Source organism: Mycobacterium sp. WMMD1722 (assembly GCF_049315205.1).
GTDB lineage: Bacteria > Actinomycetota > Actinomycetes > Mycobacteriales > Mycobacteriaceae > Mycobacterium.
Map to the genome: position 1 here is coordinate 916637 of NZ_CP186056.1, position 14131 is coordinate 930767.

The window sequence follows — 14131 nt, forward strand, 5'->3', positions numbered from 1 at the left end:
CGAACGGTCCCGACACAGGGACAGGGAGCCTGCCGCGGGGGGACGGCAGGCTCCCTGTGTGTGGGGGGTTCTTCGGTTCTTCGGTACTCCCTCTAGACGGCGCCCTGCGCGCCCAGCGTCCGCTGGATGTCGGGCTTCATCTGCAGCAGCTGCTGACCCCAGTAACCCCAGCTGTGCGTGCCCTGCGGCGGGAAGTTGAACACTCCGTTGTGCCCGCCCGCGGCGATGTAGTTGTCCCGGAAGGTGATGTTCGTGCGCAGTGTGAACCCTTCCAGGAACTGCGCGGCCATCAGGTTCCCGCCCTGGGTTCCGGCGTCGAGCTCCGAGGGAGTTCCGGTGCCGCAGTAGATCCACAGGCGGGTGTTGTTGGCGACGAGCTGGTTGATGTTGACCATCGGATCGTTGCGCTTCCACGCCGGGTCACTGCTGGGACCCCACATGCTCTCGGCGTTGAACTTGCCGGCGTCTTGCATCGCCAGGCCGATCAGCATCGGCCACCAGCCCTCGGAGGGGTTGAGGAAGCCCGACAGCGACGCCGCGTAGATGAACTTCTGCGGGTAGTACACCGCGTAGGTGAGCGCCGCGCTGCCCGCCATCGACAGGCCGACCACCGCGTTACCGTCCGGGGAGACGCCGCGATTGGCCTGCAGCCAGGCCGGCAGCTCCTGGGTCAGGAACGTCTCCCACTTGTAGGTGTAGTCCTGTCCGTTCCCGCGGGAGGGCTGGTACCAGTCGGTGTAGAAGCTCGACTGACCGCCGACGGGCATCACCGTCGACAGACCCGACTGGTAGTACCACTCGAAGGCCGGGGTGTTGATGTCCCAGCCGTTGTAGTCGTCCTGGGCCCGCAGTCCGTCGAGCAGGTACACCGCGTGCGGTCCGCCGCCCTGGAACTGGATCCGGATGTTGCGGTTCATCGCTGCGGAGAACACGTCGAGGTATTCGACGGGCAGTCCCGGCCTGGAGAACGCACCCGCGGTCGCCGAACCTCCGGCGAATCCGATCAGCCCGGGCAGCGCGACCATCGACAGCGCGATGGCAGCCAGCCGCCGCCGCAGGGTCCCTCTCCGTGCCCGCACCTTCAATCCACCGATCTTCATAACGGCAACCCACCCACCTTTCCGTTGCATGTTCAAAGCAATTGCCGTCGCTTTTCGATCTTCATGAAACAGCCGACACGCGGTTGCGGACCCGCTCGACACGGACATCACCGATCGCGAAACCACAACGATTGCGACTCGGGCCGTTACGAAAAGACCAGGGGGGCGGGCAGAGTGGCCACGGTGTACGCGCGACGGTGAATGCCGATGGGGCGGTGCGGGTACCCGCACCGCATGACCGAGACCGCCGAGCGCCCCGACGCTGTCGATCTGTCGCGCTTTCTCGATGCCCAGGATCCGGTGTACGAGACCGTGCTGGCCGAACTGCGCGCCGGACGCAAACGCACCCACTGGATGTGGTTCGTATTCCCTCAGCTGCGCGGCCTCGGCCACAGCCCGACAGCGGTGCACTTCGGCATCGCCTCCCGCGCCGAGGCGCAGGCCTACCTCGCCGAACCGATACTCGGTGGACGGCTGCGGGAGTGCACCGGGCTGGTGCTGGCGATCGACGGACGCTCGGCCACCGACATCTTCGGCTCGCCCGACGATCTGAAACTGCGCTCGTCGATGACGCTGTTCGGCCGGTGCGCCCAGGACGGCGGCCAGTTCCGGGCCGTGCTCGACAAGTTCTACGACGGCGCCGAGGATCCGGTCACCGTCGAACGGCTCGACTGATCAGGCCGGTGCTCAGGCCGGTTTGACGACCACCCAGCTCTGCGGGGCGACGGTGACTTGGTCGACCTGGTCGGGCGGCGGAGCGCCGGCTCCGGCGATCACGGTGCCGCGGGCCAGCCCGGCGTCGGCCAGTGACACCGTGAGCGGTTCGGTGTCGTCGACGTTGAGCGCCACCAGCAGCGCGTCGTCGCCGCGGCGGCTCACGTACGCGTAGTGCCGGTTGGTCAGCACGACCGGGGTGGTGCTCGCCCGGTGCAGCCAGGGATGCCGGCGGCGCAGCCCGATCAGGAACTGGTGCAGCCGGAAGACGTCACTGTGATCACCGGCGGGCGGCCCGAATTCCGGGCGCACCGCATCATCACCGCCGGCCCGGTCCTCCTTGACGCCGCGGTACCCGAGTTCGTCCCCGGCGTACACACTGGGCACGCCACCGATGGTGAACATCAGCGCCAGCGCCTGGTCGACATGGGCCGGGTTCTCCAGCTTGCTGGCGATGCGGGTGACGTCGTGGTTGCCGACGAAGGTCAGCGGCGCGAAATTCTCGAGGAAGTCGTTGTGCCGCTTGAGCGCCCAATCGAGTTCGTGGAAGTTGCCGTCGTTGAGGCTGCTCCAGATCGCCTTCCACAGTTCGTACTGCGTGACCGAGTCGAATCCGGCGGCCACTCGCTCCGCGTAGTCGCCGTGGATGACCTCCCCGACGAACCAGGCGTCCGGATGCGCCTCCCGCACACGGGGTAGCACCTGCGCCCAGAACTGGTCGGGCACCGCGTAGGCCGCGTCGAGGCGCCAGCCGTCGGCGCCGCGGTCCAGCCAGTAAGACATCACCTCGACGGTGTAGTCGACCACCTCCGGGTTGCGGTGATCGAGCGCGATCAGTTCCCCGTGGCCTTCGAAGGTGTCGAAACCGTTGCGCCGCTTGCGGAACCACTGCCCGCCCGGGCCGCCGTCGAGGGCGTCGCGGTACTTCGGGAAATCGGTGCCGACGTGGTTGAAGACCCCGTCGAGCAGCACCCGCAGTCCACGCGCATGCGCCTCGGTGACCAGCATGTCGAAATCGGAGAGATCGCCGAGGCGGGGATCGATGCGGAAGTGGTCGGTGGTGTCGTAGCCATGGGTTCGCGACGCGAACACCGGGCCCAGTGCCAGACCGGAGGCGCCCAGCGCCACCGCGTGGTCGAGCCAGTCGATCACCCGGCGCAACCGGTGCTCGTCGGCCGACGGGGCCGGGTCGGCGGGGAAAGCGCCGACGAAGCCCAGGGGATAGATGTGCCACCAGATGGCGTGCTCGACCCACCCCGGGGTGTGCACCGACGGGTATTCGTGCGACGACCCGGTCATGGGCGAAACCGTGCCTCGTACAGGCCGCGCATCACGTCGGCGAGTTCGGGGGCCGGGCCGTCGGTCGGAACCCGTGGGGCCACTGCGGCGATCGGCAGGGTGGCCACCGGGGGGAGCGCGGCGCCCCATCCGGTCAGCCATTCGACCAGCTGCTCCGACGACGTGGCGTACACGATGCGGCCCAATCCCACCCAGGCGTGCGCGGCCGAGCACATCGGACAGTGTTCGCCCGAGGTGTACACCGTGGCGGCGCCGCGGTCGGCCGGATCCAGGTGGCCGGCGGCCCACTTCGCGATCTCGAATTCGGGGTGGCGGGTCGCGTCGCCACCACTGACACGGTTGTGGTCTTCGAAGAGCGTCTCGCCGGCAGCGTCGACGAGCACCGACCCGAACGGCTCGTCACCCGCGTCCAGCGCCTCGCGTGCCAGCTCCACGCAGCGGCGCAGATGGTCCAGGTCCGAGGCGCTGATCGACACGTCCCGGAGTCTACGCAGCCGGCGGGGGCGGCCGGTCGAGGCGGGAACGGACCACGGGGTAGCACCCGAGCCCGATCAGCAGCGCGCAGAGGTGACCCAGCTGGGTGAAGTCCGGCCGCGCGATCAGCGCGGCGGTCGCCAGCGCCGCGATCGCGCCGAGATAGATCCACTGCCAGGGCCGCGGGATCCGGTAGGTCAGCGCGCCGGCGACACCGACCAGGAAGTAGCTCACCCCGATGTCCCGCGCGTCGATCAGCCGGGGCGAGGCCTGCGCCTCGGCGATCGTCCAGTACAGGTACGCCTCGCTCAGATAGGTGGCCAGCACGTGCGCGACCAGGCCGACCGTGAGCCACCGCCACCATCCGAGCCAGCGTTCGGCCGGCGCCAGGATCGCGCTGAACAGCAGCAGATAGGGCCACCAGTACCGGCCGTCGATCCAGAACAGACTGGTGAGAAGAACCCGTTCGGGATCGCGTGCGAGATGGTGCAGGTTGGTCGAGTCGCTGGCCAGCAGGGCGTGCAGTCGGGCTGCCGGCATGGCATGCCCGAGCAGGGTGGTGACCAGCAGGGCGGTCAGCCAGGCGTAGGTCAGCGGCGCGGCGGCCACGAATCGGCCGACGCGGCGTGACCACGCTGCGACCGCAGCACCCACGATGTCGCGTTTCAGCTGCAGCAACCGCTCGCGACGTCGAGCCGGCAGGCGCACGACGCGGTCACCGGCACATCCGCCCGGGCGGCCGCCAGCGCGAGCTGCTGGCCGATGATCGCCGCCTCGGCGGTGCGCCCCAGCCGCTGCAGGCATTCGTGGTACCCGTGCAGGCTCCACACATTGCCCGGATGCTGGCTGGAGCGGGCCAGCGTCGGGTCGAGCCCGAGGTCGGCGGCGTACACAGCGGCGGCGTCGGCCACCCGGCCCTGCTCGAGCAGCAGGGCGCCGTAGGCATGGCGGGTCGGCTGCATCCAGCCCCAGGGTTCGTCGTACGGAAGGTTGTCGTCGAGCTCGATCGCCCGCCTCAGGTGGGCGAAGGCCTCCTCGACAGCACCTTCGCGGTAAGCGATTTCGCCGTCGAGCATGGCACGGCCCACGGCGAGGATGTCGCGGCCGGTGTTGTTGAACAGATAGCGGCTCGCCGGGATTCGTTCGTGGGCAGCGGCGAAGGCGTCGCGCTCGGAGCGGGCGGCGTCGAGTTCACCCCGGGCCGCATGTGCCACGCCACGGCCGTAGTGGACGGTCGCGGTCGTGGTGCAGTAGAGCTGCTGGTCGGCGGGCAGTGGCTCGGCGATCAGCTCGGCCCACCGGCCGAAGCGCACCAGGACGTGGACCCGCAGCGGGACGAATGCCTCGAGCCAATCGGCCATCGGCGGTGATTCGATGGCCAGCAGCTTTGGGGTGAGCTGGCCGGCCAGCTCGTCGGCGGCCTGCAGCGCCACCTGCGACGCGCCTTCGAACATCGCGGAGTACACCACGAAATGAAGATCGTGCGCGCGGTAGAGCGAATAGAAATTGAGCGGACCGGTGCGTTCGACGAATCGCCGATCTGCCTGCACCGCAAGGGAATTGGCGACCACCGAGGCGCGGTAGTGCCCGCACAGCACGTCGATGTGGCTGGGCATGTGCTGCAGGTGGCCGGCGTCGGGTACCAGTCCGCGCAGCAGATCCGCAGCGGGCAGTGCCTCCTCGGGGGTCGCCGACATCTCCATCGTGTGCAGATACAGGTGCAGAATGCCGGGGTGACGGCGCCCGGCCGGGGTGCGCAGCGCGGCGTCGAGGATCTCCTTGGCCTGCACCACCCGCGAGCCGGGCGCCGGTTCCCCGGTTCTGGTGTCCCACAGCGCCCACGCGGTGACGTTGACCAGCGCGTCGGCGGCCAGCGCCTGGATGTCGACGTCTTCGGGCCGGGTCCGGGCCAGCGCCACCATCGCGTCGGCATAGGCGTGGTGGCCGGCCGCGAGCGCGTCGGTGTCGTGCGGGTCGCCCGTGGCGAAACGCGCCTTCAGCGCCTCGACGAGCTCGCGCTCCACTGTCGAGGCTCGGCCGGTGGCGGCCAGGTCGAGCTCCATCCCGGCCCGGGCCAGCGAGGCGGTCAGATCGACCGGATCGAACGCCTCCCAGGGCTTGTTGTAGTTGGGTCCGACCGCGTAGGCGATACCCCACCGGGCGATCGCCAGCTGCGGGTCGAGTTCCAGTGCGCGCTCGAAGCAGCGGATCGATTCCTCGTGGTTGAACGCGTAGGCCCAGACCATGCCGCGGTCGAACCAGGTCTGCGCCTGGGCCGAAGGGGTGTCGACCGGCCGGTGGTAGTCGCCGAGGTCGTAGTACGGCTCGGCCTCGCTGCCCAGCGAAACGGACATGTCCGGCAGACTAATCGACGCACCGCCCGGCCAGCGAGCGGCGCGTCGCGGTCGGTTGTCGCGCGCTGTGCGGTCTTGACCACTACGTTGACGAAATGATCCGGTGTGTGCGGCTGTGGACGGGTTCGGATGACGCGTCGCACTTCGAAGTCGGCCGCCTCGACATGCGGCCCGGCCGCAACGACGATCTGGTCTCGGCAGTCATGCCGACCACTCACGTCACCGTCGAGGAGACCGCGTCCGGGGGAACGCTGGCGTGGCACACCGCGCCGGTGCGACAACTCGTCGTGACACTGGCCGGATCGCTGATCTTCGCCACCCGCGACGGCAAGGAGTTCTCGCTGGGACCCGGCGATGTGCTGCTCGCCGAGGACACCGCCGGCTCCGGCCACCAGTGGCGGTTGGAGGGCGCCGACCCGTGGCGCCGGATGTATGTGGTGCTGGCCGACAACGTCGAGGTGGCCTTCGTCGCGACGTAGCCCGACCGGATTCGACACCGGTGTCTGGAACGTGTTCTAGTGCAGGAATGCTGGAATACACCCACGTCGACGGGCTCGGCGCGGATCATGTCACCCGGCTGAGAGCGATCTACGAGCCGCTGACGCAATCGGTGCGCGAGCTGATCGACGCCACGATCCGGACCGAGGCCGATGCCGAGGCGGTCGCGATCGCCAAGGCCGAGATCGACGCCGCCACCGCGCGGCTGCGCAGCCACCAGCTCGACGGCGCGTTCGGGGTCCGCTTCACCAGCGACGGCAAGCAGATGCCGTGGGGCAATCCGGTGATCGGGGTGCGCAATCCGATGGCGCCGCCCCTGGTGATCCACCGCCGCGACGATGGCAGCGTGGTCACCGAGTTCGACCTCGGCGCGGCCTACGAGGGACCGCCCGGACACGTCCACGGCGGAATCGCCGCCCTGGTTCTCGACCATCTTCTCGGGGAAGCGGCGAGCAATCTCGAGAAGCCACGTCTGACGGGCACCATCACGCTGCGCTATCTGCGGACCACCCGGCTGGGCCATCTGCACGCCGAAGCCCGGATCGTGCGCACCGAGGGGGTCAAGGCGTTCGCCGAGGGCCACCTGGCCGACGAGCAGGGTGTCACCGTCGAAGCCCAGGGCGTGTTCATCCAGCCCAGGTGGGCGCGGGAAGCACCGTGATCCCGGCGAGGCTGCGGGTGATGGTGCCCAACCCGGTGACCAGCACCCGCGCCGCGGCGCTGTCGCCCGGCGCGATCCGGCGGACCAGCTGGTCGGCGGCGGTCAGTTCGGTGAGATTCACCGTCCACGGTGCGGCCGGATGGGGCGGGGCACCGCGCAGCGCGTCGATGTAATCGTCCACAGCGGCGACGAATTCCGGTCGCAATCCGCTCGGCGGCAGCTGCGGCAGCCCGGCTTCCATCGTGGTGCACGCGCCGGTGATCGCGTTGAGTGCGGACCGGAGCGAGCGCAGCCACTGCCGCAGTTCGGGTTCGTCGAGCCGAACCGCCCCCGACGCCGCTTCGAAGGCGGCGCGCGCCCGCATGGCCCGCTGCCAGGCCGTGGCCAGGGCGCCCGCGGGGTGGTCGATCTGGTGGACGAACGCCCGCGCGACCGTCGCGGCGTAGTCGATCTCGGTCTTGAGCAGTTCGCCGGCGCGCTGGCGCAACCGGATCAGCTCGTCGTCGGGGAGCACCACGTGAGCCACCAGGACCAGACCGCCGCCGATCACGAGGGCGAGCAACCGGTCGGTCACGGCGAGCGCCTGCACCGGTGCGTCGATACCGACCACGAAGACGGCCGCCGCGGCGATCGCCGCACTCACCGCAATGTCGCCGAATTCCCAGACCAGATAGGCCAACCCCGCGAACACCACCGCGCCGACCGCCGCCACCATGCCCGATGGCGGCCACAGCAGGCTCAGAGCCGAAGCCAGCGCGATACCCGCTGCGGTGCCCGCCAACCGGCCTGCGCTGCGCGTATAGGTGTGCGAGGTCTCCGGTCGTAACGCCAGCAGGACCGACAGCGCAATCCAGAAGCCCTCGTGCAGACCACCGAACCGAGCCACGCCGGCCCCGATCGCCACGGCAGCGGCCAGGCGGATGGCGTGCCGTAGCACCGGCGAGGTCCAATCCAGATGGCGACGCATCGATGCCGCCGCATCCGACAGCGATCCGGCCAGATCGGGACCACGCAACTGGCCGAAGCGCAACACTGCCGCATCGTGCAACTGTTGTGAGAACTGCTGTGCGGCATCGGCACCGGGACCGTCGATGGCGGCCACGGCCTCGTCCACCCGATGCATGGCTCGCTCGGCGTCGCGGTGGGCGGTGACACCGTGGCCGGCGATCGCGTCGAGGAAGTCACCGGCAGCCGAGAGCAGTTCGGAGCAGTCGGTGTCGGTGCGCCGCAGTGCCGTCAGCGTCGCCGAGATCCGTTCCGGCAGGCGGTAACCGACCTGGTAGGCCTTCGGACGCTGGCTGACCGGGATGTCGAGGAAGACCTCGCGCAGCCAGGTGATCTGCGCGGGATCGAGGGCGGTGCCGCGCGCGGCGGCCATACTGCGCGCGTCCTCGGCCAGCGACCGGTGTGCCCGGGTCAGGGCGTGCTGCTGGACACGCCAGCGCTGCGGCGGGCGCAGCCACACCAGCGCCGCCTGCAGCAGCCCCGCGGTCACGGCCATCGCGGTGCCGGCCAGCAGGTCAACCCACCCCGTCGCGACCGGCGGCGCGATCACCAGCATCGCGCCGGCGGCCACCGATACGAAGGCCGCGTGGGCACCGAGCGCCCACTGCATTCCGGCGAGGAAACCCCAGCCGGCCACCGCCACGACGAACGCGATGTCGTGGGCGCCGGTCAAGCCTCCGAGCAGCACCGCGGCGCCGAGCTCGGCGGAGGCGATCACCACGATCGGCCAGCGCCGCCCCGGCACGTCCTGCAATGCGACGGCCGCGGCGACGATGCCCGCACCGGCGGTCCACATCGCCGCCGCCGGCGAGATCAAATACAGCGACACCGCGGTCATGGCGAGCACGCCGAGCAGGCTGCGGATGACGGCACCGGCGGCCGGCGTGGTCAGCCGCAGCACGTTCATCACCCGGTCGCCGTTGAGCACCTCTCGATTGTGGCCTACGCGCCCGCCTGTACGTTCCAGGCGTGGAGAAGGTGATGTTCGCGTTACGCCGGGACGACGCCGACGACGACTGGTGCGCACGGCTGCGGACTGACGTGGCGGACCAACTGCTGGACACCGGGATGGCCGGATTGACGGTCAACGTCGGCGACGCGCCAGTCCGGGAGTCGCTGATGACGCTGACGACGCTGGACCCACCGGTCGTCGCGGTGGTGAGCGTGTGGACGCGGCAGTACCACGGCGCCGAACTACGCGCGGCGACTGAGATCCTCGCGGCCGAATGCGCTTCGTCGGCCGCCTATCTGGTCACCGAGTCCGAGCCGATGCCACCGCCGGACGTCGTGGGGGAGCGCACCGAAGGGCTGGCCAACGTGGCGCTACTACGCAGGCCCGCCGACCTCGACCAGCAGACCTGGCTGACCCGCTGGCACGTCGACCACACCCCGGTGGCCATCGCCACCCAGGCCACCTTCGGCTATGTGCAGAACACCGTGGTCCGCGCGCTCACCGCGGGCGCTCCGCCGGTCGATGCGATCGTCGAGGAGCTCTTCCCGTCGGCGGCCGTGTCGGATCTGCACGCCTTCTTCGGTGCCGCCGACGATGACGACCTGTCGGACCGGATGCAGCGGATGCTCGCCAGCACCGGCGCTTTCGGCGCGGACCGCGACGTCGACACCGTGCCGACCAGTCGCTACGTGCTGCGTACCCCGTTCTCGTCCGGCGCGTAGTCTGCTGCCGTGACCGTCACGATCAGCGACGACAACGGGGTGCGGACCGTCACCCTGGACCGTCCGCAGGCTCTCAACGCCTTCAACGAAGCGCTCTACGATGCGACGACCGTGGCGCTGCGCGATGCCGACGCCGACCCCGAGGTCGCGGTGGTGCTTCTGACCGGCAACGGCCGGGCATTCAGCGCGGGTAACGATCTGCACGAGATGGCCGCCCGGGTGACCGATCCGGACTTCCAGTCCGGCGAACACGGTTTCCCGGGTTTGATGGAAGCGTTGCTTGAGCTGCGAAAGCCGTTGGTGTGCGCGGTGAACGGAGTGGCCCTGGGCATCGGCACCACCATCCTCGGCTACGCCGACCTGGTGTTCATGTCCACCGAGGCCCGGCTGAAGTGTCCGTTCACCAGCCTCGGTGTCGCACCGGAGGCGGCCTCGTCCTATCTGCTCCCACAACTGATGGGACGCCAGAACGCGGCTTGGCTGCTGCTGTCCTCGGAGTGGGTCTCGGCCCACGAGGCGCACCGCATGGGGATTGCCTGGCGGGTGTGCGAACCCGACGAGCTTCTGCCGCAGGCCCGCGAACACGCCGAATTGCTTGCCTCCCGGCCGATTCCGAGCCTGATGGCGGTCAAGCAGACCATGGTCGACCCGCTGCGCGACGAGATCCGTGCCGCGCTGAGCCGGGAGTACGCGCAGTTCGAGACGCTGCTCGGCAGCGCCGCCAACAGCGACGCGCTGGCCGCGTTCGCCGACCGCCCGAAGGGCTGACCCAGCGCTCAGTGTGCGGCGCGCGACGAGCCGTTGCGGTGGGCCGGTGACTGTGCGGCGCATCCGTCGGCGGCTGGGCAGCCGTTGACCTGGTGCGCAGCCAGGATCGCGCGGAGGGTGCGCCGGCACCGGCCGCATTCGCTGCCCGCCCCGCAGGCGTCGGCGATCTCCTTCGATGTCGACGCTCCTGCCGCCACGATGTCGTTGACGACGTGGCTGGTGACTCCGTGGCAGAGGCAGACGAACATGATCGGCGCCGCTATTCCCCGTCGTCCACGGTCATGACGTGGGCGAGCTTTCCGACGAACAACGTGGGATACGCGCCGAACCCCGCATGGGACATCCATTCGGCGGCTGCGTCGGGGTGGTCGATCCACTGCCGCGCGTTCTTCTCGTCGTCGATCTCCTGCAGGATCATCACCTCTCGGCCGTCGTCGAGGGCGCGGTACACCCAGACTTTGCGGACGCCGGCTTCCCGGAACCGCTCGAGACCGTCGTGCACCTTCTCCATCAGAGGTCCGACGCCGTCGACCGAGGCCATCGCCCCCACGATCACGCCGGCCACGTGCAGTGCGGGCCGGGGTTCGTCGAGGTCGATCTTCTCGACCACCTCGCCGCCGAAGATCGGCGGGATGTCCTGCGCACCGGAGATGTCGAACCATTCAAAGATCGCCGGAGAACGCAGGACGTCGCGAATGGAGCGGGGGTGCCGAATTCCGATAGTGACCAAAACCCGGCCGGGCTCCCAAATCGATCTGTACAGCACCACGTGATGCGCTCCGATGGAATGCAATCCCCGTTTGTGCTTTATGAGCCATTGCCACATCTCGTCGACGTCATCGACCCGGTAATCGCAGGCGAGAATGAGCGAATGCAGCTCGTCCTCGTCCATTGTTTCCCATCGCTCCGATGTCTCGACCAGCATGTTAGTGCAGTCTAACCTTAGTTAGGACAGGCAGTCCAGAGAAGTTGCTGCACCGGTCGGCGCAGCGGGTCCCCGGGCCCGAAAACAGGCCGACATCAGGCACTAATGCTGTCCTAATATCGTTGCCCTGCAGTAGGTTGAACCGCGCGGCCAGCTCGAGACCCCCGCCGCCGACGACCCAGCCGACCCCCGTCATAGGAGCATCACATGCAAGGCGATCCGGACGTTCTCAAGTTGCTCAACGAGCAATTGACGAGCGAATTGACGGCGATCAATCAGTATTTTCTGCATTCGAAGATGCAGGAAAGCTGGGGTTACACGGAATTGGCGTCACATACCCGCGAAGAATCCTTCGAAGAAATGCGGCACGCCGAGGCGATCACCGATCGCATCCTGCTCCTCGACGGCCTGCCGAATTACCAGCGCCTCTTCTCGCTGCGGGTCGGTCAGACCATCCGCGAGCAGTTCGAGGCCGACCTGGCCATCGAACGCGAGGTCGTCGAACGGCTCCGCCCGGGCATCATCCTGTGCCGTGAGAAGGGTGACTCGACCACCGCGATCCTCTTCGAGACGATTCTCGCCGACGAGGAGAAGCACATCGACTACCTCGAGACGCAGCTCGATCTGATGGACCGGCTCGGCGAGCCGCTCTACAGCGCGCAGTGCGTCTCGCGGCCGCCCAAGTAGCGTTCGCCGACGATCCGGTGGCGACGAGACGGGAACTGAAACTAGAACATGTTCCAGAATCGTCGTCACCGGCGTAGCATGCGGCCATGAGCCGAATCGGAGACGCCGACCACGATTTCGCCGACGACGACGTCACGTCCTTCGCGGTGCGCTCGCCCGACCTCGGCGCCGCCATGGCGACTTTCGCCAACGCCGTCTACACCAAGGGCAGATTGCCGCTGCGGGTGCGGGAGCTGGCCCGGATCGTGATCGCCAATTCCAACGAGTGTGTGGTGTGCCAGAACACCCGTGACTCCGACGGTGTGGCCGCCGGTGTCGACGAGGACCTCTACGACCACGCCGGCGAGTGGCGCACCTGGGAGGGTTACAGCGCCGCGGAGCGGATCGCCGCGGAATTCGCGCACCGCTTCGCCACCGATCACGTCGGGCTGCGCGAAGACGACGACTTCTGGGCGCGCGCGGCCGAGCAGTTCGACGCCGATCTGCTCACCGACCTCGCGATCTCTTGCGCCATGTGGCTCGGGATGGGCCGCGTCCTGCGCACCCTCGACATCGGACAGAGCTGCAAGATCACCCTGTGAGTGGTCGCGCGCGTGCAGAATGGCTGGTGTGACCACCCCGGCCGCCAAACCGCTCGCCGCCGCCGCGATCGCTCAGCTCGAATCCGACGGTGTCGCCACGTTGATCGGCACCGTCGTCAATCCGGCCGGCCTGATCCACGCCAAGACCGTGCCGCTGCGCCGGATGGGAACCTTCGCCGATCCGGGTCTGGGCGCCAGTCCGGTATGGCACGGCTTCACCGTCGATCAGACCGGCATCGTGCTGAGCGACGACATCTCCGTGGTGGGCGATCAGCGAATCCGGATAGACCTGAGCGCATTACGCATCCTCGGTGACGGATTGGCCTGGGCGCCCGGTGGTTTCTTCGATCAGCGCGGCGAGTCCGACCCCTACTGCAGCCGCGCGGTGTTGCGCCGCGTCGAGGAGCGGCTGTCCGACGCCGGGCTGACCGCGCTGGTTGGTCACGAGATGGAGTTCGTCCTCGTCGGACCGGACGGTGCCCGGTTGCCCGCACAGCTGTGGGCGCAGTACGGGCTGGCCGGTGTCCTGGAGCACGAGGGCTTCGTGCGGGATGTCACCGACGCGGCGACCAGCTCGGGGGTGCCCATCGAACAACTGCACCCCGAATACGGCTCGAATCAGTTCGAGATCTCGTTGCCACCGATGGGGCCCGTCGCCGCCGCGGATCTGCTGGTGCTCATGCGCATCATCGTCGGCCGGGTCGCCCGGCGCTACGGCATGCGGGTCAGCCTGTCGCCCGTACCGTTCGCCGGAGCGGTCGGGAATGGTGCGCACCAACACTTCTCGCTGCGCCGCGATGACGAGCCGCTGTTCGCCGCGGGTGCGGGCGCGCAGGGAATGACGGTCGAGGGAGAGCACGCGGTCGCCGGGCTGGTGGCCGGGCTCGCCGAAGCCCAGGGCGTGCTGTGTGGGTCGATCCTCTCGGGCCAACGCATGCTGCCGGGGCACTGGTCGGGGGCCTATGTCTGCTGGGGTACCGAGAACCGCGAGGCCGCAGTGCGATTCCTGCAGGGCGGCCCGGCCAACGTGCACGGCGGAAACGTCGAGGTGAAGATCGTCGATCCGTCGGCGAACCCGTATCTGGCTTCTGCGGCGATCCTCGGTCTGGCACTCGACGGCATCGAACGCGAACTTGCGTTGCCGGCCGAGACGACCGTCGACCCGGCGACCCTGTCCGACGAGCAGCGCCGGCAGGCGGGAACCGTGCTGCTGCCAGACGCGCAGACCGAAGCGTTGCGCGCACTCGACACGTCGGCAACGATGCGGCGGATTCTGGGCGACGAGATCGTCGGCGCGGTTGTCGGCGTGCGCAGCTACGAGCAGGAGCACTTCGGCAGCCTCGGCCCTGACGAACTCGCCGACCGGCTCCGGATGGCTTGGAGCGTCTGAG

The 14131-nt window shown here is 68.8% G+C and carries 16 protein-coding genes; 8 read left to right on the forward strand and 8 right to left on the reverse strand.

Annotated features, from left to right (window positions below; all coding sequences use genetic code 11):
• Window positions 1–92: 92 nt before the first annotated feature.
• On the reverse strand, window positions 93–1100 hold the full coding sequence (locus ACN27E_RS04130) for an esterase family protein (protein WP_422746775.1): 1008 nt from the start codon (window positions 1098–1100) through the stop codon (window positions 93–95).
• 234 nt (window positions 1101–1334) lie between these two features.
• On the opposite strand from ACN27E_RS04130, the gene ACN27E_RS04135 reads away from it, so the two are divergent.
• A complete protein-coding gene (locus ACN27E_RS04135) occupies window positions 1335–1775 on the forward strand; it encodes a DUF1810 domain-containing protein (RefSeq protein ID WP_422746777.1) in 441 nt (146 codons plus the stop codon).
• A gap of 12 nt (window positions 1776–1787) precedes the next feature.
• Here ACN27E_RS04135 and ACN27E_RS04140 read toward each other — a convergent pair whose 3' ends face one another.
• From ACN27E_RS04140 to ACN27E_RS04155, 4 genes are read right to left on the reverse strand one after another with little or no spacing between them, the layout of a single operon-like run.
• On the reverse strand, window positions 1788–3083 hold the full coding sequence (locus ACN27E_RS04140; protein ID WP_422749596.1) for an alpha-amylase family protein: 1296 nt from the start codon (window positions 3081–3083) through the stop codon (window positions 1788–1790).
• A 26-nt stretch (window positions 3084–3109) separates the two neighbouring features.
• A complete protein-coding gene (locus ACN27E_RS04145) occupies window positions 3110–3589 on the reverse strand; it encodes a nucleoside deaminase (RefSeq protein WP_422746779.1) in 480 nt (159 codons plus the stop codon).
• 10 nt (window positions 3590–3599) lie between these two features.
• Window positions 3600–4256, reverse strand: a complete 657-nt coding sequence (locus tag ACN27E_RS04150; protein WP_422749598.1) for a rhomboid-like protein — start codon at window positions 4254–4256, stop codon at window positions 3600–3602.
• A complete protein-coding gene (locus ACN27E_RS04155; protein WP_422746780.1) occupies window positions 4253–5941 on the reverse strand; it encodes a tetratricopeptide repeat protein in 1689 nt (562 codons plus the stop codon). The genes ACN27E_RS04150 and ACN27E_RS04155 overlap by 4 nt, the downstream gene beginning before the upstream one ends.
• Before the next feature lie 95 nt (window positions 5942–6036).
• On the opposite strand from ACN27E_RS04155, the gene ACN27E_RS04160 reads away from it, so the two are divergent.
• Both ACN27E_RS04160 and ACN27E_RS04165 read left to right on the forward strand, forming a co-directional pair.
• Entirely contained in the window at window positions 6037–6420 is a 384-nt protein-coding gene (locus ACN27E_RS04160; protein WP_422746782.1) for a hypothetical protein, read from the forward strand.
• Between the two features lie 47 nt (window positions 6421–6467).
• Window positions 6468–7100: a PaaI family thioesterase gene (locus tag ACN27E_RS04165; protein ID WP_422746784.1), complete on the forward strand. Its 633-nt coding sequence runs from the start codon at window positions 6468–6470 to the stop codon at window positions 7098–7100.
• Here the strand turns inward: ACN27E_RS04165 and ACN27E_RS04170 are convergent.
• Entirely contained in the window at window positions 7066–9012 is a 1947-nt protein-coding gene (locus ACN27E_RS04170; protein ID WP_422749600.1) for an FUSC family protein, read from the reverse strand. The genes ACN27E_RS04165 and ACN27E_RS04170 overlap by 35 nt on opposite strands.
• A gap of 62 nt (window positions 9013–9074) precedes the next feature.
• On the opposite strand from ACN27E_RS04170, the gene ACN27E_RS04175 reads away from it, so the two are divergent.
• Both ACN27E_RS04175 and ACN27E_RS04180 read left to right on the forward strand, forming a co-directional pair.
• Window positions 9075–9779, forward strand: coding sequence for an EthD domain-containing protein (locus tag ACN27E_RS04175; RefSeq protein ID WP_422746785.1), 705 nt, complete (start codon window positions 9075–9077; stop codon window positions 9777–9779).
• A gap of 9 nt (window positions 9780–9788) precedes the next feature.
• A complete protein-coding gene (locus tag ACN27E_RS04180) occupies window positions 9789–10547 on the forward strand; it encodes an enoyl-CoA hydratase/isomerase family protein (RefSeq protein ID WP_422746787.1) in 759 nt (252 codons plus the stop codon).
• Between the two features lie 8 nt (window positions 10548–10555).
• Here ACN27E_RS04180 and ACN27E_RS04185 read toward each other — a convergent pair whose 3' ends face one another.
• Both ACN27E_RS04185 and ACN27E_RS04190 read right to left on the reverse strand, forming a co-directional pair.
• Window positions 10556–10795 carry a (2Fe-2S)-binding protein gene (locus tag ACN27E_RS04185; protein ID WP_422746789.1) on the reverse strand — a complete coding sequence of 80 codons (240 nt, stop codon included), beginning with the start codon at window positions 10793–10795 and terminating at the stop codon, window positions 10556–10558.
• Between the two features lie 11 nt (window positions 10796–10806).
• The gene (locus ACN27E_RS04190) at window positions 10807–11439 is read right to left on the reverse strand and encodes a fatty-acid--CoA ligase (RefSeq protein ID WP_422749602.1); all 633 of its coding nucleotides are present in this window, start codon (window positions 11437–11439) and stop codon (window positions 10807–10809) included.
• Between the two features lie 240 nt (window positions 11440–11679).
• Between ACN27E_RS04190 and bfr the strand changes: the two genes are divergently transcribed.
• The 3 genes from bfr to ACN27E_RS04205 all read left to right on the forward strand — a co-directional run bounded on the left by bfr (window position 11680) and on the right by ACN27E_RS04205 (window position 14130).
• On the forward strand, window positions 11680–12159 hold the full coding sequence (bfr, locus tag ACN27E_RS04195; protein WP_422746791.1) for a bacterioferritin: 480 nt from the start codon (window positions 11680–11682) through the stop codon (window positions 12157–12159).
• A gap of 86 nt (window positions 12160–12245) precedes the next feature.
• Complete coding sequence (locus ACN27E_RS04200; RefSeq protein WP_422746793.1) at window positions 12246–12740, forward strand: carboxymuconolactone decarboxylase family protein; 495 nt, start codon at window positions 12246–12248, stop codon at window positions 12738–12740.
• A 19-nt stretch (window positions 12741–12759) separates the two neighbouring features.
• A complete protein-coding gene (locus ACN27E_RS04205; protein ID WP_422746795.1) occupies window positions 12760–14130 on the forward strand; it encodes a glutamine synthetase in 1371 nt (456 codons plus the stop codon).
• The last annotated feature ends 1 nt before the right edge of the window (window position 14131 follow it).

What these genes read in the sequence shown, in the direction of transcription:
- ACN27E_RS04205 (WP_422746795.1), top strand. Translation starts at nt 12,760, where the DNA reads ATGGCTGGTGTGACCACCCCGGCCGCCAAACCGCTCGCCGCCGCCGCG.
- bfr (WP_422746791.1), top strand. Translation starts at nt 11,680, where the DNA reads ATGCAAGGCGATCCGGACGTTCTCAAGTTGCTCAACGAGCAATTGACG.
- ACN27E_RS04170 (WP_422749600.1), bottom strand. Translation starts at nt 9,012, where the DNA reads ATGAACGTGCTGCGGCTGACCACGCCGGCCGCCGGTGCCGTCATCCGC.
- ACN27E_RS04155 (WP_422746780.1), bottom strand. Translation starts at nt 5,941, where the DNA reads ATGTCCGTTTCGCTGGGCAGCGAGGCCGAGCCGTACTACGACCTCGGC.
- ACN27E_RS04165 (WP_422746784.1), top strand. Translation starts at nt 6,468, where the DNA reads ATGCTGGAATACACCCACGTCGACGGGCTCGGCGCGGATCATGTCACC.
- ACN27E_RS04190 (WP_422749602.1), bottom strand. Translation starts at nt 11,439, where the DNA reads ATGGACGAGGACGAGCTGCATTCGCTCATTCTCGCCTGCGATTACCGG.
- ACN27E_RS04135 (WP_422746777.1), top strand. Translation starts at nt 1,335, where the DNA reads ATGACCGAGACCGCCGAGCGCCCCGACGCTGTCGATCTGTCGCGCTTT.
- ACN27E_RS04200 (WP_422746793.1), top strand. Translation starts at nt 12,246, where the DNA reads ATGAGCCGAATCGGAGACGCCGACCACGATTTCGCCGACGACGACGTC.
- ACN27E_RS04160 (WP_422746782.1), top strand. Translation starts at nt 6,037, where the DNA reads ATGATCCGGTGTGTGCGGCTGTGGACGGGTTCGGATGACGCGTCGCAC.
- ACN27E_RS04130 (WP_422746775.1), bottom strand. Translation starts at nt 1,100, where the DNA reads ATGAAGATCGGTGGATTGAAGGTGCGGGCACGGAGAGGGACCCTGCGG.
- ACN27E_RS04185 (WP_422746789.1), bottom strand. Translation starts at nt 10,795, where the DNA reads ATGTTCGTCTGCCTCTGCCACGGAGTCACCAGCCACGTCGTCAACGAC.